We start from the raw sequence: 22,875 nt of genomic DNA on the forward strand, positions 1-22,875 counted from the left end.
CGACCTGCGTGTCTTTTTAACCTGCGTCACTGCTTTATGCAGCTAGCACCCGGAGCGCATTGTACAGCAGCGTCGGCTTGAATTGAATGACCTGACACATCGTGTGGCAAAGCGCCTGTGCATTTTGATCAGTAAGTTGTAATTTCTGATCATTGAGCCCATTCAAACGGCTGTTTAATGTCGCTGCAGATAAACGACGGGTCCCGCCAGCGTGCGAGGTGCCTGCATTCCGTGATCACGCCACATGGGGAACCGTTCCATGGCTGCCGACCGCTATCCACACTTGCTGGCCCCGCTCGATCTGGGCTTTACCACCTTGCGTAACCGCACCTTGATGGGCTCGATGCACACGGGGCTGGAAGAGCGCCCTGGCGGTTTCGAGCGTATGGCGGCCTACTTTGCCGAGCAGGCGCGCGGCGGCGTCGGCCTGATGGTGACCGGTGGCATCGCGCCCAATGATGAAGGGGCGTCTATTCCGGTGCTGCCAAGCTGAGCACCGAGGAAGAAGCCGACAAGCACCGTATCGTCACCGAGGCCGTGCACGCTGCTGGCGGCAAGATCTGCCTGCAGATCCTCCATGCCGGGCGCTACGCCTATAGCCCACGCCAGGTGGCGCCCAGCGCCATTCAGGCGCCGATCAACCCGTTCAAGCCCAAGGAGCTGGACGAGGCGGGTATCGAGAAGCAGATCGCTGACTTCGTCAATTGCGCCGTGCTGGCCCAGCGTGCCGGTTACGACGGCGTCGAGGTCATGGGGTCGGAAGGTTACTTCATCAACCAGTTCCTGGCCGCGCACACCAACCACCGTACAGACCGTTGGGGTGGCAGCTACGAAAACCGCATGCGCCTGGCGGTCGAGATCGTCCGCCGCGTGCGCGAGGCGGTGGGGCCGAATTTCATCATCATCTTCCGCCTGTCGATGCTTGACCTGATCGAAGGTGGCAGCACCTGGGATGAAATCGAACTGCTGGCCAAGGCCATTGAGCGTGCGGGCGCGACGCTGATCAACACCGGCATCGGTTGGCATGAAGCGCGCATCCCGACCATTGCCACCAAAGTGCCGCGCGCGGCCTTCACCAAGGTCACCGCCAAGCTGCGTGGCGTGGTGCAGATTCCGCTGATCACCACCAACCGTATCAACACCCCGGAAGTGGCCGAGGCCGTGCTGGCCGAGGGCGATGCCGACATGGTCTCGATGGCCCGGCCGTTCCTTGCCGACCCGGACTTCGTCAACAAGGCCGCCGAAGGTCGAGCCGATGAAATCAACACCTGCATCGGTTGCAATCAGGCGTGCCTCGACCACACGTTCGGCGGCAAGCTGACCAGCTGTCTGGTCAACCCTCGTGCCTGTCACGAGACCGAGCTGAATTACCTGCCGGTCACTCAGGTCAAGCGTATCGCTGTGGTCGGCGCCGGCCCTGCTGGCCTGGCCGCCGCCACGGTTGCCGCCGAACGTGGTCATGAGGTGACACTGTTCGACGCGGCCGCAGAGGTGGGTGGCCAGTTCAACGTCGCCAAACGGGTGCCGGGCAAGGAGGAGTTCTTCGAAACGCTTCGTTACTTCCGTAACAAGGTGAAGAGCACCGGCGTAGAGCTGCGTTTGAACACCCGTGTTGACGTCAAGGCACTGGTGGAGGGTGGCTTCGATGAGGTCATCCTGGCGACCGGTATCCTGCCGCGTACCCCGGCTATTCCGGGCGTCGAGCATGGCAAGGTTCTCAGCTACCTGGACGTGTTGCTCGAGCGCAAGCCGGTCGGTAAGCGCGTGGCGGTGATCGGCGCCGGAGGTATCGGCTTCGATGTCTCTGAATACCTGGTGCATCAGGGCGTGGCCAGCAGCCAGGATCGTGATGCGTTCTGGAAGGAGTGGGGCATCGACACGCACCTCGAAGCGCGAGGTGGCGTCGCTGGAGTCACGGCCGAGCCGCATGCGCCGGCGCGCCAGGTGTATTTGCTGCAGCGCAAGAAATCCAAGGTGGGCGACGGCCTTGGCAAGACCACCGGCTGGATCCACCGCACGGGGTTGAAGAACAAGCAGGTGCAGATGCTCAACAGTGTCGAGTACCTGAAGATCGACGATGACGGCTTGCACATTCGTATCGGCGAAGGCGAGCCGCAGGTGCTGCCGGTGGACAACGTGGTGATTTGCGCCGGGCAAGATCCGCTGCGTGAGTTGCATGAAGGGCTGGTAGCGGCGGGGCAGTCGGTTCATCTGATTGGTGGTGCCGACGTGGCTGCCGAACTGGATGCCAAGCGGGCGATCAACCAAGGGTCGCGCTTGGCGGCGGAGCTCTGACGCACTGCACCTCAGTCGCCAGCAAACCGGCTCCTACAGGTTCACCACCGTACCTGTAGGCGCTGGCTTGCCGGCGATTGGGGTGCACAGCGGCCCCTATCGTTCACTGTTAGACTGGCGCCTCGAACCAGGCCGATACTCATGTCCAACAGCTTCCTCCAACTCCCCCAAGCCCCTCTGCAACCCATGCACCTGCCGTGGCTCGAAAGCGCGAATGTCGAAGCCGCCATCCTGCGCCTGGACCTGATCGACCCGCTGATCAGTGGCAACAAATGGTTCAAGCTTCGCCACCCCCTGCAGTACGCCTATGAAGCAGGCGCCCTGGCCTGATCAGCCTCGGTGGCAACCACTCCAACCACCTCCACGCCCTGGCCGCTGCCGGCAAACGCTTCGGTTTCGCCACGGCGGGCCTGCTGCGCGGCCACGCCCAGGACACGCCCACCGTTCGCGACTTGCAGGCGCTGGGCATGGAGCTGCACTGGCTTGGCTACGGTGGCTACCGAGCCCGCCATGAGCCCGGGTTCTGGGCGCCTTGGCAGGCCCGCTACCCAGGCTGGCACTGCATACCCGAGGGCGGTGGCGGGTTGGCGGGTGCCCAAGGTTGTGCATTGATCGTCGAGCAGGCCCAGGCGCAACTGGCCGCCTTGGGTTGGCCGGACTATCACGCCTGGTGGCTGGCCGCAGGTACCGGTACCACGCTGGCGGGCCTGGTCACGGCTGAGGCAGGCGCGCGCATCGTTCATGGTGCCTTGGCGGTGCCGTGGGATCATGGTGTGCCGCAGGCGGTAACGGAGCTGGTCGGCACTGGCGGATACCAGTTGCACGAGGCCTGCCGTGGCGGCTTTGCCAAGTTCGATGATGAACTGTTGGCATTCATCGAAACGTGCGAGCAGCACAATGGCGTGCCGCTCGAGGCGCTTTACACGGGCAAGGCACTGCTAGCCCTGAAGGGGCAGGTCGAGGCCGGGCTGTTCGCGCCCGGCACTCGCCTGATCTTCCTGCATACCGGTGGCCTGCAGGGTAAGCGCGGTTACTTGTAGGGCAGCATGCGCAGCAGTGTGTTGTCGCGCTGTACGTAGTGGTGATACAGCCCGGCCAGTGCATGCAGGCCGATCAGCCAGTAGCCCCAGCTGCCCACGCGCTCATGCCAACCCTTGATGAACTTGGCTTGGTCCGGGTCTGCGCCGATCAGGTGCGGCAGTTCCAATCCGTAGAACGGCACCGGTTTGTCGGCGGCGCTCAGAATCAGCCAGCCGGCCAGCGGCAAGCCGATCATCAGCAGGTACAGGGCCAGGTGCATCAGGTGCGCAAGGCCGGTTTGCCAGGCCGGTGGCTTGGGCACGATGGGCGGGGTCGGGCGGCTCACGCGTACGGCCAGGCGCAACCAGACCAGCACGAACACGGTCAGGCCCAGCATGAAGTGCAGGTCCTTCATCAGGTTGCGTTCGGCACTGTCCTTGGGGAACAGGCCACGCAACTCGATACAGGCGTAAACGACGGCCAGCAACACCAGCATCAGCCAGTGCAGGGCGATGGAAAGGCGCGCGTAATGGGTCGCGGGGGTGGATGAAACCATGGTTGGTCCTCGTCATCAGGTCGATGGTGGCGCTCTTGGTGGCGCTCATTGCTAACTGTAATAGCTGGCGGAAATAATTATTTGCGCTGGGTCGTTGAAATTTCGTTATCTGCAACAGCCCTGCTGTCATTTCGGCAGATGCGGCCAGCAGTCAGCCACCAGAAACACCCGCTCAGCCTCCTGCCAGGAACCGTCAGCTTGTGGTTCCAGCCTCACCAGCAATTGCGCCGGTGCCAGCGCATCCAGTTTCGCCAGCCAACTCTGGAATGTCCCCGGTGGCCAGCCATCAGCATCCTCGACCCGCGCTGGCGCCAGCCAGGCATGCCGCGGCAGGGGTTGCCAGCGTTCATCCCTTTGACCTGCCCAGCTACTGCGGCGGATCCATCGCCCCCGCAGGTGCTGTGAATTAGCCCCATCAGGCGGTTCAGTCTTCCCGGCCCATGGATAGAACAGATAACCACCCAGCCAAAGGTGCGCCTGCACCTGCTCGATCCCAAGTGTCGACAGTGCCTCCTGGCTGCGCGAGTCAGCCGACATTGGCAGCTGATGGTCCGCCAGGTGCGCAAGCTTGGTACCCAGTCGGTCATGGCAGCCAGGCCCTAGCCACTGCTGAGGATCAAGCCCAGGGCCATCTGCCGGCCCCAGATACAGCTTGATCGCCAGTTCCAGGTGGTGCGTGCCCTGCGGGTCACGCAAGACGATGTCCAGTTCACCGAGGGTCTTGCCGCCCGACCGGATCGCAAGGTTCGATGCCAACAGTTCGACGCCCGGCGCGTGGTGCAGGGCAAACTGCCAGAGACTTTCGTAGTACAAGCCCAGGCGCTGACTGGTCAGTTTTTCCAGCCATGCATGCAGGGGCCGGTCATCGGCATCCAGCGCCCGCAACCATCGCTCCAGGCGCGGTGTGTCGTGCGCCCACGCACTGCCTGCCAGCGGATGGCGCTGGGGGCAGGGAGGGGCACTGAGCAGCGGCGGCGACAGCAGCACCCAGGCCAAGTCGCGCACCACAGGGCGGCGTAGTTGGCGGGGCAGGTCGCCCAGGTCGGCGAAAGGCATCATCCTGCGAGCATAGCCGGTTTGCCGCTGCCCGGTCGTTTCGCCCATAATCCTGGCATAGTCACCCGCCGCAGAGCCTCGCAGGAGCCCCATGGAGCAATTTCGCAATATCGGTATCATCGGACGCCTTGGCAGCTCGCAGGTGCTCGACACCATTCGCCGACTGAAAAAATTCCTCCTCGATCGCCACCTGCATGTGATCCTCGAGGACACCATCGCCGAAGTCCTGCCTGGTCACGGCCTGCAGACCTCCACGCGCAAACTGCTGGGCGAGGTCTGTGACCTGGTCATCGTGGTGGGGGCGACGGCAGCCTGCTGGGCGCCGCCCGCGCCTTGGCCCGCCACAATATTCCGGTGCTGGGTATCAACCGCGGCAACCTGGGCTTCCTTACCGATATCCGCCCGGACGAGCTGGAGGTGAAGGTCGCCGAAGTGCTCGATGGCCACTACCTGGTGGAAAACCGCTTCCTGTTGCAGGCCGAGGTGCGCCGCCACAACGAGGCCATCGGCCAGGGCGATGCGCTCAACGATGTCGTGCTGCACCCTGGCAAGTCGACGCGGATGATCGAGTTCGAGATCTACATCGACGGCCAGTTCGTCTGCAGCCAGAAGGCCGACGGCCTGATCGTCGCCACGCCCACCGGCTCCACGGCCTATGCGCTGTCCGCCGGTGGCCGATCATGCACCCCAAGCTCGACGCCATCGTCATCGTGCCGATGTACCCGCACACCCTGTCGGGGCGGCCGATCGTGGTGGATGGCAACAGCGAACTGAAAATCGTCGTGTCCAAGGACCTGCAGATCTACCCGCAGGTTTCCTGTGATGGCCAGAACCACTTCACCTGCGCCCCCGGCGACACCATCACCGTAAGCAAGAAACCGCAGAAACTGCGCCTGATCCATCCGCTGGACCATAACTACTACGAGGTCTGCGCACCAAGCTCGGCTGGGGCAGCCGCCTGGGAGGTAGGGACGACTGATGCTCGATCCGGCGCGAAGTTTCGACATCATTGGCGACGTGCACGGCTGTGCACTGACCCTCGAACGGCTGCTCGACGCCCTCGGCTACAAGCGGGTTGGCGGTGTCTGGCGTCACCCTCGGCGCCAGGCGCTGTTCCTGGGCGATATCGTCGACCGCGGGCCGCGCATTCGCGAGGCGCTGCACATCGTCCACGACATGGTCGAAGCCGGCCAGGCGTTCTGCATCATGGGCAACCACGAGTACAACGCCCTGGGCTGGGTAACCCCGGCGCTGCCCGGCACTGGCAAGGCCTATGTGCGCGAACATACACCGCGTCATGCCCGCCTGATCGACGAGACCCTGACCCAGTTCGCTCACCATCCGGGCGATTGGCACGACTTCCTGCAGTGGTTCTATGACATGCCACTGTTCGTCGATGCCGGGCGGTTCCGCCTGGTGCACGCCTGCTGGGACCCGCGTCTGATCGAACCCTTGCGCCAGCAATACCCGCAAGGGCGCATCGACGAGCATTTCATCCAGGCGTCGGCAGTGTCCGGCAGTTTCGCCGCCAACGTGTGCAATCGCCTGCTGCGCGGCACCGACATGCGCCTGCCGGACGGCCTGACGCTGACCGGTGGCGATGGCCTGACCCGAGCCTTCTTCCGTACCAAGTTCTGGGAGGAAGACCCGCAGACTTACGGCGACATCGTGTTCCAACCCGATGCCTTGCCCGAGGAAGTGGCCCGGACACCGCTCAGCCACACCGAGAAAAACGCCTTGCTGCGCTATGCCGAGGACGAGCCGATGCTGTTCGTCGGCCATTACTGGCGCAGTGGCCGCCCGGCGCCGATCCGCGGCAACCTGGCCTGCCTGGACTACAGCGCCGTGCTGTACGGCAAGCTGGTGGCCTACCGGCTGGATGATGAAACCCGCATCGACCCGCACAAGTTCGTCTGGGTGGACGTCGACCGACCGCAGGCCAACCAATGAACGTCGTCGAAGTGATACGCCTGCCGCTGACGGTCGACCTCAGCGGCTTCATCCAGCTGCTGCAACGCTTGCAGGTGCCGCACCGGGTGATCGTGGAGGGCGAGGCTCAGGTACTCTGGGCGCCGGAAAGCATGGCTGCCAACGTCCTGCAGCTTTACCAGCGATTCCCGGACGGCAACGCCGAAATACAGGCTGCTGATGACCCTGTGGGAGCGGGTTTACCCGCGAATGTTCCAGCTTCGCCCTCGCTGGCCGAACAAGCCCGCGCCTGCAAGGTCACCGCTTTCATCCTGTTCCTCTGCCTGGTGGTCGCCGGCCTCACTGGCCTGGGCGACAACTTCACCACCATCGGCTGGTTCACCTTTCTGGATTTCCGCGTCCAGGGCGATTACCTGTACTTCACCCCCTTGGCGCAAAGCCTGGACGATGGGCAATGGTGGCGCCTGGTCTCGCCCATGCTGCTGCACTTTTGGGGTGCTGCACCTGGCGATGAACGGCCTGTGGTACTGGGAGCTGGGCAAGCGCATCGAGCTGCGTCAGGGCCGTGGATGCTGTTGTCACTGACTCTGCTGTTCAGCCTGGTGTCCAACGTGGCCCAGCACTTCGCCAGTGGACCGAGCCTGTTCGGCGGGCTGTCCGGCGTGCTGTACGGGTTGCTTGGGCATGTCTGGCTGTACCAGTGGCTGGCACCGAACCCACTATTCAGCCTGCCCAAGGGCGTGCTGGTAATGATGCTTATCTGGCTGGTGGTATGCCTGACCGGCGTGGTCGGCCAGCTCGGCTTCGGCCAGATCGCCAATGCCGCCCACGTCGGCGGGTTGCTCATCGGATGCTTGACGGGCCTCTTGGGTGGGGCCTGGCCCGGCGTAAACTGTCGGCTTGATTTAGGCTTTGTACGAAAAATGCCTGCGCGACGATCATGCTGCGTTGAAAACAGGCTCGGAATGCTCATTTACAACCCGTAAACTCCGCTTCCTCGCCTGTTTTCGCCTTGCCTGATCGCCGCTCGGCTATTTTCGTACAACCCCAGGAGACGCTATGTCCACTTTCGCGCAAATGATCGAAAACATTACCCCTGAAATCTACGAAAGCCTGAAAACGGCCGTGGAAATCGGCAAATGGTCCGATGGCCGCAAGCTCACTTCCGAGCAGAAAGAGCTATCGCTGCAGGCCGTGATCGCCTGGGAGATGAAGAACCTGCCCGAAGACCAGCGCACCGGTTACATGGGCCCGCAGGAATGCTCGTCGAAATCCGCGCCGATTCCTAACATTCTGTTCAAGTCGGACTCGGTACATTGATCGAACTCGCTCGTGGCTCTTTGAGCAAGATGGCGGTGCGCCTTGAAGCACCGGTCGTGCAGTACAGCTTCCGCCTGGATGACACCCAGGTGCCGGTGAACCCGCTGATCGGCCAGTCGATCCGCCTGGAATACCTCGGCGCCATCCATTGCACCCACTGCGGCAAACGCACCAAGACCAGTTTCAGCCAGGGTTATGCTACCCCTGCATGACCAAGCTGGCCCAGTGCGATGTGTGCATCATGGCTCCGGAAAAATGCCACTACGACGCCGGCACCTGCCGCGAACCGTCCTGGGGCGAGCAGTTCTGCATGACCGACCATGTGGTGTACCTGGCCAACTCGTCGGGCATCAAGGTCGGCATCACTCGCGCTACCCAACTGCCCACCCGCTGGCTAGACCAGGGCGCCAGCCAGGCGCTGCCGATCATGCGCGTGGCCACCCGTCAACAATCGGGCCTGGTCGAAGACGTGCTGCGCAGCCAGGTGCCTGACCGCACCAACTGGCGCACCTTGCTCAAGGGCGATGCCGAGGTGCTCGACCTTCCGGCTATCCGCGAGCAGATTTTCGACGCCTGCGCCGACGGCATCCGCGGCTTGCAGGAGCGTTTCGGCCTGCAGGCCATCCAGCCGCTGCCGGATGCCGAAGTGGTCGAGATGCGTTACCCGGTCGAGGCTTACCCGAAAAAGATCGTCAGCTTCAACCTCGACAAGAACCCGGTGGTGGAAGGCACGCTGCTGGGCATCAAGGGCCAGTACCTGATTTTCGACACCGGCGTGATCAACATTCGCAAGTACACGGCCTACCAACTGGCCGTGCTTCAGTAAAGGATCGTCACCATGCGTACCGAACAACCGCAAGTGATCTACCTCAAGGATTATCAGGCCCCTGAGTACCTGATCGACGAGACGCACCTGACCTTCGAGCTGTTCGAGGACCACACCCTGGTCCATGCGCAACTGGTCATGCGCCGCAACCCCGAGCGTGGTGCCGGCCTGCCGCCGCTGGTGCTCGATGGCCAGCAACTGCAACTGCTGCGGGCGTCGCTGGACGATGTCGAACTGAATGCCGGCGACTACCAGCTCGACGCCGACAGCCTGACTGTGCAGCCGAAAGCCGAGCACTTCACCCTCGACACCAGCGTGAAGATCCACCCCGAGAGCAACACCGCCCTCGAAGGCCTGTACAAGTCCGGCAAGATGTTCTGCACCCAGTGCGAGGCCGAGGGTTTCCGCAAGATCACCTACTACCTCGACCGCCCGGACGTGATGAGCACCTTCACCACCACGGTCATCGCCGAGCAGCATCGCTACCCGGTGCTGCTGTCCAACGGCAACCCCGTCGGCGATGGCCCGGCGGAGGACGGCCGGCACTGGGCAACCTGGGAAGACCCGTTCAAGAAACCGGCCTACCTGTTCGCCCTGGTGGCCGGTGACCTTTGGTGTGTCGAGAACAGCTTCACGCGCCAGTCCGGCCGTGAAGTGACCCTGCGTATCTACGTCGAGGAAGAGAACCTCGACAAGTGCGACCACGCCATGGTCAGCCTGAAGAAGTCCATGCGCTGGGACGAAGAGGTCTACGGCCGTGAATACGACCTGGACATCTTCATGATCGTCGCGGTCAACGACTTCAACATGGGCGCCATGGAAAACAAGGGCCTGAACATCTTCAACTCCAGTTGCGTGCTTGCCCGTGCCGAAACCGCCACCGACGCCGCCCACCAGCGCGTTGAAGGCGTGGTCGCCCACGAGTACTTCCACAACTGGTCGGGCAACCGCGTGACCTGCCGCGACTGGTTCCAGCTGTCGCTCAAGGAAGGCTTCACGGTATTCCGCGACGCCGAGTTCAGTGCCGACATGAACTCGCGCACGGTCAAGCGCATCGAGGACGTCGCCTACCTGCGCACCCACCAGTTCGCCGAAGACGCCGGCCCCATGGCCCACCCGGTGCGCCCGGACAGCTTCATCGAGATCTCCAACTTCTACACCCTGACCGTTTACGAGAAGGGCGCCGAAGTGGTGCGCATGGTTCGCACCCTGCTGGGCACCGAAGGCTTCCGCAAGGGCAGCGACCTGTACTTCGAACGCCACGATGGCCAGGCGGTGACCACCGACGATTTCATCAAGGCCATGGAAGACGCCAACGGCGTCGACCTGACCCAGTTCAAGCGTTGGTACACCCAGGCCGGTACCCCACGTCTGGAGGTCAGCGAAGCCTTTGACGCCGCGGCCCAGACTTACAGCCTGACCTTCCGCCAGAGCTGCCCGGCGACGCCTGACAAGGTCGAGAAGCAGCCGTTCGTGATTCCGGTGGAACTGGGCCTGCTCAACGCCGAGGGCAACGACTTGCCACTGCGCCTGGCGGGCGAGTCTGCAGCTGCGGGCACTACCCGCGTGCTGTCGGTGACCGAGGCCGAGCAGACCTTCACCTTCGAAGGCATTCCGGCCAAGCCGCTGCCCTCGCTGCTGCGCGGTTTCAGCGCACCGGTGAAGCTGAGTTTCCCGTACGACCGCGACCAGCTGATGTTCCTCATGCAGCATGACAGCGATGGCTTCAACCGCTGGGAAGCGGGCCAGCAGTTGTCGGTGCAAGTGCTGCAGGAGCTGATTGGCCAGCATCAGCGCGGTGAAGCGCTCAAGCTCGACCAGCGTCTGATCACCGCCTTGGGCACCGTGCTGAGCAACGAATCGCTCGACCCCGCCATGGTCGCCGAGATGCTGTCGCTGCCGGGTGAGGCCTACCTCACCGAGATCAGCCAGGTAGCTGATGTGGACGCGATCCATGCGGCCCGCGAGTTCGCCCGCCAGCAGATCGCCCAGCAGCTGTTCGATGCTCTGTGGGCCCGCTACCAGGCCAACCGTGAGACATCGCGCAACACTGCCTATGTGGCCGAGGCCGAGCACTTTGCCCGCCGCAGCCTGCAGAACATCGCGTTGTCCTACCTGATGCTCAGCGGCAAGCAGCAAGTGCTGGACGCGACACTGGAACAGTTCGAGCACTGCGACAACATGACCGAGCGCCTGACGGCCTTGGCCGTGCTGGTCAACTCGTCGTTCGAAGCTGAGCGGGCCAAGGCTCTGGAGGCCTTTGCCGAGCACTTCAAGGACAACCCTTTGGTCATGGACCAGTGGTTCAGCGTGCAGGCGGCCAGCGCGTTGCCGGGTGGCCTGGCACGGGTCAAGGCGCTGATGCAGCACCCGGCCTTCACCTTGAAGAACCCGAACAAGGTACGTGCGCTGATCGGTGCTTTCGCCGGGCAGAACCTGGTCAACTTCCATGCGGCCGACGGCTCCGGGTATCGCTTCCTGGCGGACCTGGTGATCGAGCTGAATGCGTTGAACCCGCAGATTGCCTCGCGCCAGTTGGCGCCGCTGACTCGCTGGCGCAAGTATGACGATGCGCGTCAGGCCCTGATGAAAGGGGAGCTGGAGCGGATTCTGGCTTCGGGTGCGCTGTCCAGCGATGTGTATGAAGTGGTGAGCAAGAGCCTGGCTTGAGTCAGGTGTAAATGGGGGCTGCTGTGCAGCCCATCGCAGGCTTCGCCAGCTCCCACTGTGAACCGCATCAGGGCCGTGGGAGCTGGCGAAGCCTGCGATGGGCCGCACAGCGGCCCCAATTTTTTGCGGTTAACAAAACATAACGCGCCGCACGTTGTAATTGCGCGATTCCCCCGCTAGGATGACCTCAAGCTATTGCAGGGCTCTACCACAGGCTTTTCGCAGTACCTGCAAGGCATTGACCCAACAAGAAGAACACAACAGGGGACGGTCATGAGGGAGCGGGTAATGACACAGGCCAGGCGTGGTGCCTGGCCGCTGGCGGCTGGCGCGATGCTGGCGCTGGCACTGGGAATGTGGGCGGACAGCGCGCAAGCGGCCGCCGCCGAGGAATACTCCACCGAGTCGGCCAAGGCCAGCCAAAGCCTGTTGATCGACGCAACCCATGCTGGCAAACGGCTGGTGGTGGTGGGTGACCGCGGCCATATCCTGTTCTCCGATGACCAGGGCAAGACCTGGACCCAAGCCCGGGTGCCCACCCGGCAGTTGCTCACCGCCGTGTTCTTCCTCGACGACAAACGCGGCTGGGCGGTCGGCCACGATGCCCAGATCCTCGCCAGCACCGACGGTGGTGCCACCTGGAGCAAGCAGTTCGAAGACCTGTCCCGCGAGGCGCCGTTGCTCGATGTCAGTTTCCTCGACGCCCAGCACGGCTTCGCCGTTGGCGCCTATGGGGCGTTGCTGGAAACCACTGACGGTGGCCAGCACTGGCAGGATGTGGCCGAGCGCCTGGACAACCCCGACCAGCTGCACCTCAATGGCATTGCCCAGATCAAGGACGCCGGCCTGTTCATCGTCGGTGAACAGGGCAGCATGTTCCGCTCAAGCGACAACGGCCAGACCTGGTCCAAGGTCGAAGCCCCTACGAGGGTTCGCTGTTCGGCGTGATCGGCACCGCCCAGCCCCGAACGCTGCTGGCCTACGGGCTGCGCGGCAACCTGTTCCGTTCCACCGATTTTGGCGACAGCTGGCAGCCGATCGAACTCAAGGCCGAACGCGGCGCACTCGAATTCGGCCTGGCAAGCGCTACGCTACTCGATGATGGCACCCTGGTATTGGTCGGCAACGGTGGCAGCGTGCTGCGTAGCCACGACGATGGCCAGACCTTCAGCGTCTACAACCGCGCCGACCGCATCGCCCTGGCGGGCGTCAGTGGCCTGGCCGATGGTGGCTTGCTGTTGGTGGGGCAGGGAGGTGTGCATTTGGCCACCGCCGAAGGTGCTAAGGAGGTGCGCCCATGACCAGTCGCGAGAGCATCAGCATGCACCCTCACCATCAGGAAAAACCACGCTGCTGGAGCGGGTGATTTTCAACAATCGCCCAGCGGTCATTGCGCTGTGCCTGTTGGTGAGCATTTTCCTGTTCTGGCAGGCCACGCAGATCCGCCCCTCCACCAGCTTCGAGAAGATGATCCCGCTGCAGCATCCCTTCATCGAGCAGATGATGGAGCACCGCAACGACCTGGCGAACCTCGGCAACACCGTGCGTATCTCGGTGGAGGCGGTCAATGGCGACATCTTCGACAAGGACTACATGGAGACCCTGCGTCAGATCCATGACGAAGTGTTTTACATTCCTGGGGTCGACCGCGCCGGGCTCAAGTCGCTGTGGAGCCCCAGCGTGCGCTGGACCGAAGTCACCGAAGAAGGTTTCTCCGGTGGTGAAGTGATCCCCAACACCTACAACGGCTCGGCCGAGAGCCTCGACGCGCTACGCGACAACGTGCTCAAGTCGGGCCAGGTGGGGCGCCTGGTGGGCAACAATTTCAAGTCCAGCATCGTCGATGTGCCGTTGCTGGAGAGCTACCCGGACCCACAGGACCAGGGCAAGCTGATCAAGCTCGACTACCAGCAGTTCTCCCATCAGCTGGAAGAGAAGATTCGCGACAAGTTCCAGGCCCAGAACCCCAATGTGAAGATTCACATCGTCGGGTTCGCCAAGAAGGTCGGTGACCTGATCGACGGGCTGGTGATGGTGGCGATGTTCTTCGGTGTGGCGCTGGTCATCACCTGGGTGCTGCTGTACTGGTTCACCTGGTGCATCCGCAGCACCATCGCCGTGCTCATCACCACCCTGGTGGCGGTGGTGTGGCAGCTGGGGCTGATGCATGCAGTCGGCTTTGGTCTGGACCCGTACTCGATGCTGGTGCCGTTCCTGATCTTCGCCATCGGCATTTCCCACGGCGTGCAGAAGATCAACGGTATCGCGTTGCAGTCCAGCGACGCCGACAACGCCTTGACCGCTGCGCGGCGTACGTTCCGCCAGCTGTTCCTGCCGGGCATGATCGCCATCCTGGCCGACGCGGTGGGTTTCATCACCTTGTTGATCATCGACATCGGCGTGATCCGCGAGCTGGCCATCGGTGCCTCCATCGGTGTGGCGGTGATCGTGTTTACCAACCTGATCCTGCTACCCGTGGCGATTTCCTACGTGGGTATCAGCAAGAAGGCCATCGAGCGCAGCAAGAAGGACGCTACCCGCGAGCACCCGTTCTGGCGCCTGCTGTCCAATTTCGCCAGTTCCAAGGTGGCACCGGTGTCCATCGCCCTGGCCCTGGTGATGTTCGCTGGCGGCCTCTGGTACAGCCAGAACCTGAAGATCGGCGACCTCGACCAAGGCGCGCCGGAATTGCGCCCGGACTCGCGCTACAACCAGGACAACAACTTCATCATCAGCAACTATTCCACCAGCTCCGATGTGCTGGTGATCATGGTCAAGACGCCGTCGGAGAGCTGTTCGATCCACTCCACCATGGCGCCGATCGACGAGCTGATGTGGACCATGGAGAACACCCCCGGCGTGCAGTCGGCGATATCCCTGGTGACGGTGTCCAAGCAGGTGATCAAGGGCATGAACGAGGGCAGCCTGAAATGGGAAACCCTGTCGCGCAACCCGGACATCCTCAACAACTCCATCGCCCGCGCCGATGGCCTGTACAACACCGACTGTTCGCTGGCGCCGGTGCTGGTGTTCCTCAACGACCACAAGGCCGAAACCCTGGAGCGGGTGACCGCTGCCGCCAAGGCCTTTGCCGACAGCCACGACAAAGAAGGCCTGCAGTTCCTGCTGGCGGCCGGTAACGCCGGTATCGAAGCGGCCACCAACGAGGTCATCAAGTCGGCCGAGCTGACCATCCTGATCCTGGTGTACATCTGCGTGGCGGTGATGTGCATGATCACCTTCCGCTCCTTTGCCGCGACCCTGTGCATCGTACTGCCGCTGGTGCTGACCTCGGTGCTGGGCAATGCGTTGATGGCGTTCATGGGCATCGGGGTGAAGGTGGCCACCTTGCCAGTGGTGGCCTTGGGGGTTGGCATTGGCGTGGACTACGGCATTTACATCTACAGCCGCCTGGAAAGCTTCCTGCGGGCGGGCATGCCGCTGCAAGAGGCCTACTACCAGACCCTGCGCTCCACCGGCAAGGCAGTGCTGTTCACCGGCCTGTGCCTGGCCATCGGTGTCTGCACCTGGATCTTCTCGGCAATCAAGTTCCAGGCCGACATGGGGCTGATGCTGACCTTCATGCTGCTGTGGAACATGTTCGGCGCCCTGTGGTTGCTGCCGGCGCTGGCGCGGTTCCTGATCAAGCCGCAGAAGCTGGCGGGCAAGGAGGGTGGGTCGATCTTCGCCCATTGAGACCGTGTGGCCCTTATCGCCGGCAAGCCGGCTCCTGCACCCTTGTAGGAGCCGGCTTGCCGGCGATAAGGCTATAATGCCGGCACATTTTCAATTGGTACCCCCATGTCTTCCCTTGCCACCGCCCTCCAGTCCTGCGACATGCTTCTGATCGACGGCCTGCACGCCTTCGATTTCACTTTCGACGCCACTGGCCTCACCGTCGAGTGCATGGACGGCCGGCAAATGCGCCGCTGGGCCTTCACCACCGAACAGGTCGCCGCCGCTGTGGGCGCTGGTGATGAGTGGCAGCTCAACGATGCCCAGGGCGAGCATCGTCTAGTCTGTATGAGTGCCTTTCGTGCCCCGGATGAAGACGAAGATGAACCGGACCTGGACGAGCCTGCTGGTCGCTAGTTTCATGAGCCTTCTGATCGACGCCCACGCCGAGACTTTGTTGGTGGGCAGTTATACCGACGGCGCAAGCCAAGGCATCTACCGTTACCACTTCGACAGTAAAAGTGGCCACATCGACCCCACGCCCTTGCAAGTGGTCAACAGCGTAAGCCCTTCATGGCTGGTGCTGTCGGCCGACCACCGACAGCTGTTCGCGGTCAACGAAACTGCAAAAGGCCACGCCAGCAGCTTCAGTGTCAGCAGCAAGGGTGTAATCAAGCCGCTCAACCAGGTGGCGACAAAGGGTGACGAGCCCACCCACGCCAGCCTCAGTCACGACCAGCGCTACCTGTTCGTTGCCAACTACGCCGTCGCGCCCAACCCGGGCGGCAGCCTGGTGGTGGTTCCCGTGGCCAAGGACGGCACGCTCAAGCCGGTGGTGCAACAGGCCCGGCATAAGCCCAGTGGCGTGAACCCCGGGCGCCAGTCTGGTGCCCATGTGCATTCACTGGTGCTGTCGCCAGATGGCCGGCACCTGTACGCCTGCGACCTGGGCGCCGACAAGGTGTTCATCTACCGCTACGATGGCGCAAGCCCGGAGCATCCTTTGAGCCCGGCGATCCCCGCCTCGGTGGCGTTGCCGCCGGGCAGCGGTCCGCGTCATTTGCTGTTCGACGCCAAGGGCCGTCACGCTTACCTGACGCTGGAGATGAGCGCCGAGGTGGTGATGTTCGATGTGCAGGACGGTGCGCTGATCGAGCGCCAGCGCTTGCCGCTGACCGAGCGTCAGGAGGCCGAGGCGAAGGCGGCGGGTGGCTTGCACCTGTCGGCGGACGGGCGCTTCCTGTATGTGAGCAATCGAGGGACGGCCAATGAGATCGTGGCATTCAGCGTGGGCAAGGACGATGGCCAGTTGAGCTTCTTGCAGCGGCGTTCGGTGGAGGGTGACCACCCCCGTGAGTTCGCCCTCGACCCGAGCGACAACTTCCTGCTGGTGGCCAACCAGAAGAGCAACCAGATCGTGGTGATGCGCCGTGACCCGCGCAGCGGCAAGATCGGCGAGACCTTGCAGACATTGCCCCAGGACGCGCCTTCGGACCTTAAGTTTGTCGAGTAACTATCAATCGGCGTGATAATCGGTACTGGCGCAATGAATTTCTGCGGGCGGCCTCAGCGGCGTAAGTTTGACCCAAGGCCCAGACGGGCCAACGTCAAACCACCGCAGTCGAGGTCAGCCCAGATGAACTTCAATCTCTTCCCGGTCATCGCCGCATCCGCCATTTCCGCCTCTGTCGTGCTGCCGGCACACGCCCATGCCGACAACAGCAGCAAGGCAGCCGCCACCCACAGCTACACCGATCAGTACCTGCGCCAGAGTGCGCATTTTCATGCGGCGCTGAGTGGTAAGCACACTCATTGATGCAAATTGCACACGGCCTCTGTGGGAGCGGGTTTACCCGCGAACAAGGGCGAAGCCCTTGCCATGCACCGCGGTATTTTTTCGCGGGTAAACCCGCTCCCACAGGTACCGCGCTGCTCTTCAGGTGTTACTTGGCCATAACGGACTTGAACAGCTCCGACGCCAGCCACCTCTCCAGCCAGCTCCGCACTCGCGGATAAGCCGCCTCGGCGAACCACTGCGGTTCGACCCCGGCAAACTGGCGCATCAGGGGTAGCAATGCGGCGTCGGCCAGGCTCGGATGCTCGGCTAGCAGGTAGGGGCGTGCGTCCAGCAATTGTTCGAGTTCCGCCAGCCAAGGTTCGGCTTGCTGGCGGTAGTGCTCCCGCGAATGCTCCGGGTAACGCTCGGCGTACTTGTACAGGTTCACCTGCGCCTTGAACTCACGGTCGTTGCGCTCGATCAGCGCCTCGGCCTGCATGGCTGCGGCAGGGTCGCCCTGCAACCGCCAATCCTGCGGGTCGTTCTGCTGCACTGCCCAGCGCATGATGTCCAGGCTTTCCTCCAGTACGCCGTTCCCGGTATCGAGCACCGGCACCGTGCCCTTGGGCGACAAAGCCAGCAGTTCGGCCGGCTTGTTCTTCATCGCCACTTCGCACACCTGCACGTCGCATCCGGCATAGCGCAGGGCCAGGCGCGCACGCATGGCCCAAGGACAGCGGCGGAACGAGTAGAGAATCACCCACACACCTCCACATCGCTCAGGCCGTTGCCCTGGCGACGTACCTGGATCTGCACCGGAATGCGCTCGTGCATTTCCTGCACGTGGGAGATCACCGCCACCTTGCGACCCTGGGCCTGAAGGCCATCGAGGGCGTCCATGGCCAGCTGCAGCGACTCGGGGTCGAGACTGCCGAAGCCTTCATCGATGAACAGCGATTCGATACGCAGTGTGCTCGAGGCCATCGACGCCAGGCCCAAGGCCAGGGCCAGCGACACCAGGAAGGTTTCGCCACCGGACAGCGAGTGCACCGAGCGCAGCTCGTCTCCCATCTCGGTGTCCATCACCAGCAGCCCCAGGGCGCTGCCGCCGCGTTTGAGGCGATAACGCCGCGCCAGTTGGCGCAGTTGCGTGTTGGCGTGGTGCAGCAGCAGATCGAGGTTGTAGCCCTGGGCGATCTTGCGGAACACATCGCCCGACGCCGAACCGATCAGCGCATTGAGGCGGGCCCAGCGCTGCCATTGCTGGTAGGCCTGTTCGATTTCGCCAGCCAGTGCCTGGTGTGCCTGCTGGCGGCGTTGATCGTCGGCCTGCTGGGCACGCAGTTCGGCGCACTGCTGTTCAAAGCTGGCCAGCTGTTCGCGCAGTTGGGCCAGGGCCTGGTCCAGGTCCTCGGCCGACGCGTCGACCGTAGCCTGGGCCGAGTGCTGCTGCAGGCGCTGTTCGCGTTCCTGAAGCACCACTCGGCCCTGTTCGATGGCCTTTTCCGCCCCTTGCAGCTGCTGGCGCAGCTCGGTTACCTGGGTGTCATCCACCGCCAACAGGCGGTCGAGACCGGCATCGTCCAGCTCGGGGTGCTCGGCGCGCCACTGAGCGATCTCGCCTTGCAACTGCTGATGCTCCTGTTCGAGCGCTTGCCGGCGAGCCTCGTTGGCCTTCAGTTCGCCTGCCAGCTGCAAGGCTTGCGTGCGTGCATCCTGCAGGTGCTGGGCGGTCTGGGCTTCGAGTGTACGGGCCTGTTCCAGTTGCTGTTCCAGATGCTGCTGCCAGGCTTCGGCGCGTGGGTGCTCGCCGAGCAACTCGGTCAGTGTGGCGCGTGCCTTGTCCATCTGTTCGGCCAAACCGTCGAGCTGCTGTTGCAGTTCATGTTGGCGTTGCACGCGGGCCAGTTGCTGGTCGCGCAGCCGTTCCAGCTGTTGCAGGCGTTGCTGTTGTTCTTGCTGCTCGTCCTTTTGTTGCTCCAGCTGCTGCAGGCGCTGGGCGATCTGCTGGTCGAGGCTGAGGAAGGCATGCGCCGGTTCGTCGCGCAGGGCCTGCAAGATGTCAGCCGGCAATAGCGCGGCGAAGTCCGCCAGCGCTTGCTCCAGGCGCTGTTGGTCTGCGTCCAGCGCCTGGTGCTGTTGGTCCAGGCGCTGTTGTGCCTGCTGTTGGGCTTCGCTGGCGGCTTGCAGTTGCTGATTGAGGCGGGCGGCCTCTTTCTGCACCGCTAGCAGGGTGGCCTGACGCTGCTCGTCCCGGCTGATTTCCTGTTCCATACGGCGCAGTTGGCCGTCCAGCCAGGCACTGCGGGCCGCTTCGTCGTGAGCACTGAGCGCTGGCCACAAGGCATGGGCGGCCAGCTGACCGGCCAAAGGCTGCAGCTGTTCGCTCAACTGCCCTTGCTGATGCTGGTATTCCTTGATCTGGCCGTTGACCACGCCAACTTGGGTGCGCAGTTCGATCAGGCGGGTATTGAGCTGTTCGACCAGCGCCACTGCCGAGGCTTCTTCAGCCTGGTCGTGTCGGCCCAGGCTCTGCAGCAGCGCCTCGGGTTGATGGAACGGATGCTCGGCACTGCCGCACACAGGGCAGGGTTCGCCATCACGCAGTTGGCCACGCAGCTCTTCGACGCTGGTGTTGCGGGCCAGGCGCTGGCGTTCGAGCAACTGGCGGGTCAGGGTCAGGGCCTGTTCGGCGCTTTCCAGCTCGGCCTTGGCCGCGGTGCCTTCGCTGATCAGTTGCTGGCGCTGCTGCAGGGCTTGTTGCTGGCGCTCACGCAGCGAGGAAACACCTTGCTGCAATTCCTGCTCGCGGGCATGCAGGCGCGACAGTTCTTCCACGGCGCGTTGCTGCTTGCGGTTTTCCTGCAACATGCTGCCAAGCAGGTCGAGCTGCTCGGCCAGCGCCTGAGGTTCTGCGCCGGCTTCGCGGAACAGCACCTCGAAGGCGTCGCGCTGTGCTTGCAGCTGGGCATTGGCCTGGCTGGCCTGGGCCTGCAGGCCGGGCAGTTCTTCGCGGCCTTGGTTGAGGCGGTTGCCGATCAGCAGCAGTTGTTGCAACTGCGGGCGATAGGCCTGCCAGGCATTGGTCAGCGTTTGCAGCGAGGCGCTCGCGGCCAGGGCCGTATCGATCTGTGCCAGTTGCTGCTGGCTGCGTTGTTGCTGCTCATCGAGCTGCTGCATCTGTTGCTGCAACTCGCTGGCGGCCAGGTCGGCCTGCTGACGTGTTTCGCCTACTTTGCCCAGCTCCTGCTCCAGGCGGGCGAGGGTGTCCTGCTCGGCGAAGGCCTTGCGCAGGCGCGGGGCGTTTTCGCTCTGGTTAACCTGAGCTTGGCTCAGCGCCTGGCGCGAAGCTTCCAGCGCCTGTTCGAGTTCAGCGCAGCGGGTGTGCAGGTCGGTTTGCTGGCGCTGCTGCTCGCTGATCGCAGCTGCCAACGGCGCCAGTGCCGCCACCAGCGTCTGCTGGCGATGGAACTGGTGACGCTGCGGCGCCAGGCGCTCCAGGCGCTGCAAGTCGATGCGCTGCTCGGTCAGTTGCTCCCAGGCCAGTTCTGCGTTTTTCAGCGATTGCGCAGCCTCGTTGTGTTGCGCCTGCAACTGCTGTTGTTCCACAAGCCAAGTGCGTTGCTGCTCCAGTTGGCGCTCGCGGGCCTGGTCGGCCTTGAACTGTTGCTGGGCCTGTTCCAGGCGTTGGTCGAGCTCGGCGCGGGCTTCGTTGGCCATGGGCAGCAAATGGCTGGCACGGTCTTTCAGTGCGCTGTGCGCTTCGCTGGTTTCGGGCCTTGCTGAAGGCACGCTGGCCAAGGCGGGTGTAGATGGCCGTATTGGTGAGCTTTTCCAGCAGCTCGCTGCGTTCTTTGTCGTCTGCCTTGAGGAAGGCGCCAAACTCGCTCTGGGCCAACATCACCGCGCGGGTGAACTGCTCGAAGTTCAGGCCCAGGCGTGCTTCGATCAGTTGCTTGTATTCGTTCTTGCCGCTGCCCAGCAGTTGTTCGCTGTCCAGGTCGTACAGGCTCTGACGGCTTAGCTGCAGCTTGCCGTTGGCCTTGTCGCGGGCGCGGTTGGCCTCCCAGCGGGCGCGGTAACGGTGGCCGTCGATGCCGACGAAGTCGACTTCGGCGAAGCCGCTACCGGTGCCCCGACGCAACAGGTTGCGCGGGTCGGAGGTGGGGATTTCGCCGTCGGCGTCCGGCACCTTAGCTTCGCGGCCGATATCGTCGAGCCGTGGCACGCTGCCGAACAAGGCCAGGCACAAGGCGTCGAGCAGGGTGCTCTTGCCGGCGCCGGTAGGGCCGGTAATGGCGAACAGGCCGGCGCTGGCCAGTGGTTCGGCGGTGAAGTCGATGTCGATCGGGCCGGCCAGGGATGCCAGGTTCTTCAGGCGGATGGCAAGAATTTTCATGGCTGTTCCTCTTCGAGCTGGACGTCCTGCAGCAACAGGGCGAAGTCGGACAGCGCCTGCTCATCGACCGGGTTGCCGTAAGCCTGTTCCCAGGCGCGGCTGAACAGGTCCTGTGGCGTCATCTGTGCCAGTTCGATGAACGCCTGGTCATCGTCCTGCTGTTCGCCGCGGCCTGCATATTCGGCGCTGATGCGCACCAGGCGCACGGCCTTGCCCTGCAGCGCCTGTTCGAGTTGCTGGCGCAGGTCGGGTTGCGGCTCGTCCAGGCGCACACGTACCTCCAGCCAGGGCTGGCGGTTGGGGTCTTCGAGCAGGTCGATTACCGGCAAGTCGGCGAGCTGTTCCAGCACTTCCCCAGCGGTGCCGGGCCCAGGCGCTGCAGGGCCACGGCGCGTGGCACCGGGCGCGCTTCGACGCTGACCAGCTCGGTACCGTCCAGCTCCACTTCCAGCACCTGGTGCGGGTAGTTGATTTCGGCGAACGACAACGGGATCGGCGAGCCGCTGTAGCGGATACGGTTTTCGCGGTTGACCTTCTGCGGCTTGTGCAGGTGGCCCAGGGCGACATAGCTGATGGCCTTGTCGAACAACTTGGCTGGCAGCGCTTCGGCGTTGCCGATGATCAGGCTACGCTCGGAGTCTTCCGACACTGAGCCACCGGCCATGTGCGCGTGGCTGATGGCAATCAGCGCCTGGTCCTTCTTGCGCTTGTGCTGCGCGGCGGCGATCAATTGCTGGTGCACCTGGGTGATGCCCTGCAGGTAGTCGTCGCCCAACTGCGGGCCGGTGACTTCGGCCGGGCGCAGGAAGGGCAGGGCCAGGCACCAGGCGCAGACCTTGCCGCGGGCGTTGGTGAGCGGAATCAGCAGGCGCTCGGCATCCAGCTGGCCCTCGTCGAGCCAGGCACGCGGCCCAGCGCATGGGTGCGCAAACGGCGCATCAGCGCGGCGGGCAGTTCGATGCGCGAGCCGGAGTCGTGGTTGCCAGCGATCATCACGATGTCCAGCTTCGGCTGCTGCTCGTGGGCCTGGACGATGAAGTCGTAGAGACGTTCTTGGGCTTTGACCGGTGGGTTGACCGTGTCGAAGATGTCGCCGGCAATCAGCAGCGCGTCGGGCTGGCGCAGGCGCAGTTGGCCAAGCAGCCAGTCGAGGAAGCAGGCATGTTCGAAGTCGCGTTCCTGGCCGTGCAGGCTTTGGCCCAGGTGCCAGTCGGAGGTGTGAAACAGACGCATGAAGGACCTGTGGTGTCGAGTCAGGCAAGCGCGGGGCTTGGCTTGAATGATGGGCTTCGCGGGGTGCGTATGGTAACTGATTGGGGCCGCGGTGCGGCCATCGCCGGCAAGCCGGCTCC

At 63.5% G+C, this 22,875-nt stretch carries 13 protein-coding genes and 6 pseudogenes; 14 read left to right on the forward strand and 5 right to left on the reverse strand.

Annotation, left to right across the window (positions count from 1 at the left end; genetic code table 11):
• The first annotated feature begins 259 nt into the window (after positions 1–259).
• Positions 260–2,295, forward strand: a pseudogene (locus tag PspTeo4_RS01585) (FAD-dependent oxidoreductase).
• A gap of 141 nt (positions 2,296–2,436) precedes the next feature.
• Positions 2,437–3,335 (forward strand): annotated as a pseudogene (locus PspTeo4_RS01590) (1-aminocyclopropane-1-carboxylate deaminase/D-cysteine desulfhydrase).
• On the opposite strand, the gene cybB reads toward PspTeo4_RS01590, so the two are convergent.
• Both cybB and PspTeo4_RS01600 read right to left on the reverse strand, forming a co-directional pair.
• Complete coding sequence (gene cybB, locus PspTeo4_RS01595) at positions 3,326–3,871, reverse strand: cytochrome b561 (RefSeq protein ID WP_322361986.1); 546 nt, start codon at positions 3,869–3,871, stop codon at positions 3,326–3,328. The pseudogene PspTeo4_RS01590 and the gene cybB overlap by 10 nt on opposite strands.
• Positions 3,872–3,997: 126 nt before the next feature.
• Positions 3,998–4,975 (reverse strand): DUF1853 family protein, encoded by a 978-nt coding sequence (locus tag PspTeo4_RS01600; protein ID WP_322361987.1) that lies wholly within the window; start codon positions 4,973–4,975, stop codon positions 3,998–4,000.
• A 43-nt stretch (positions 4,976–5,018) separates the two neighbouring features.
• Here PspTeo4_RS01600 and PspTeo4_RS01605 point away from each other — a divergent pair.
• The 12 genes and pseudogenes from PspTeo4_RS01605 (at position 5,019) to PspTeo4_RS01660 (ending at position 17,163) form a co-directional block, all read left to right on the forward strand.
• A pseudogene (locus tag PspTeo4_RS01605) lies at positions 5,019–5,906 on the forward strand (NAD(+) kinase).
• Positions 5,906–6,877: a metallophosphoesterase gene (locus PspTeo4_RS01610; RefSeq protein WP_322361989.1), complete on the forward strand. Its 972-nt coding sequence runs from the start codon at positions 5,906–5,908 to the stop codon at positions 6,875–6,877. Before PspTeo4_RS01605 ends, PspTeo4_RS01610 begins: the two are co-directional and overlap by 1 nt.
• Positions 6,874–7,842: a rhomboid family intramembrane serine protease gene (locus PspTeo4_RS01615; RefSeq protein WP_322361990.1), complete on the forward strand. Its 969-nt coding sequence runs from the start codon at positions 6,874–6,876 to the stop codon at positions 7,840–7,842. Before PspTeo4_RS01610 ends, PspTeo4_RS01615 begins: the two co-directional genes overlap by 4 nt.
• Positions 7,843–7,915: 73 nt before the next feature.
• A complete protein-coding gene (locus PspTeo4_RS01620) occupies positions 7,916–8,176 on the forward strand; it encodes a YeaC family protein (RefSeq protein WP_322361991.1) in 261 nt (86 codons plus the stop codon).
• Positions 8,173–8,388 (forward strand): DUF2797 domain-containing protein, encoded by a 216-nt coding sequence (locus tag PspTeo4_RS01625; RefSeq protein ID WP_322361992.1) that lies wholly within the window; start codon positions 8,173–8,175, stop codon positions 8,386–8,388. Before PspTeo4_RS01620 ends, PspTeo4_RS01625 begins: the two co-directional genes overlap by 4 nt.
• Positions 8,325–9,002, forward strand: coding sequence for a DUF2797 domain-containing protein (locus tag PspTeo4_RS01630; protein WP_322361994.1), 678 nt, complete (start codon positions 8,325–8,327; stop codon positions 9,000–9,002). Before PspTeo4_RS01625 ends, PspTeo4_RS01630 begins: the two co-directional genes overlap by 64 nt.
• A 12-nt stretch (positions 9,003–9,014) precedes the next feature.
• Complete coding sequence (gene pepN / locus PspTeo4_RS01635) at positions 9,015–11,672, forward strand: aminopeptidase N (RefSeq protein ID WP_322361995.1); 2,658 nt, start codon at positions 9,015–9,017, stop codon at positions 11,670–11,672.
• A gap of 273 nt (positions 11,673–11,945) precedes the next feature.
• Positions 11,946–12,973 (forward strand): annotated as a pseudogene (locus PspTeo4_RS01640) (WD40/YVTN/BNR-like repeat-containing protein).
• Complete coding sequence (locus PspTeo4_RS01645) at positions 12,951–15,368, forward strand: efflux RND transporter permease subunit (protein WP_416196937.1); 2,418 nt, start codon at positions 12,951–12,953, stop codon at positions 15,366–15,368. Before PspTeo4_RS01640 ends, PspTeo4_RS01645 begins: the two are co-directional and overlap by 23 nt.
• 105 nt (positions 15,369–15,473) lie before the next feature.
• Positions 15,474–15,764: a DUF5629 family protein gene (locus PspTeo4_RS01650; protein ID WP_322361996.1), complete on the forward strand. Its 291-nt coding sequence runs from the start codon at positions 15,474–15,476 to the stop codon at positions 15,762–15,764.
• Positions 15,718–16,860, forward strand: coding sequence for a lactonase family protein (locus PspTeo4_RS01655; RefSeq protein ID WP_322361997.1), 1,143 nt, complete (start codon positions 15,718–15,720; stop codon positions 16,858–16,860). Before PspTeo4_RS01650 ends, PspTeo4_RS01655 begins: the two co-directional genes overlap by 47 nt.
• Positions 16,861–16,983: 123 nt before the next feature.
• Positions 16,984–17,163 carry a hypothetical protein gene (locus PspTeo4_RS01660; RefSeq protein ID WP_322361998.1) on the forward strand — a complete coding sequence of 60 codons (180 nt, stop codon included), beginning with the start codon at positions 16,984–16,986 and terminating at the stop codon, positions 17,161–17,163.
• Positions 17,164–17,290: 127 nt separating this feature from the next.
• Here the strand turns inward: PspTeo4_RS01660 and PspTeo4_RS01665 are convergent, their stop codons facing one another.
• The 3 genes and pseudogenes from PspTeo4_RS01665 to PspTeo4_RS01675 form a co-directional block, all read right to left on the reverse strand.
• Entirely contained in the window at positions 17,291–17,884 is a 594-nt protein-coding gene (locus tag PspTeo4_RS01665; protein ID WP_322361999.1) for a glutathione S-transferase, read from the reverse strand.
• Positions 17,881–21,523: pseudogene (locus PspTeo4_RS01670) on the reverse strand (AAA family ATPase). The gene PspTeo4_RS01665 and the pseudogene PspTeo4_RS01670 overlap by 4 nt, the downstream one beginning before the upstream one ends.
• A pseudogene (locus PspTeo4_RS01675) lies at positions 21,520–22,756 on the reverse strand (exonuclease SbcCD subunit D C-terminal domain-containing protein). Before PspTeo4_RS01675 ends, PspTeo4_RS01670 begins: the two co-directional pseudogenes overlap by 4 nt.
• Between the last annotated feature and the right edge of the window lie 119 nt (positions 22,757–22,875).

Origin of the sequence: Pseudomonas sp. Teo4 (assembly GCF_034387475.1) — a bacterium.
GTDB lineage: Bacteria > Pseudomonadota > Gammaproteobacteria > Pseudomonadales > Pseudomonadaceae > Aquipseudomonas.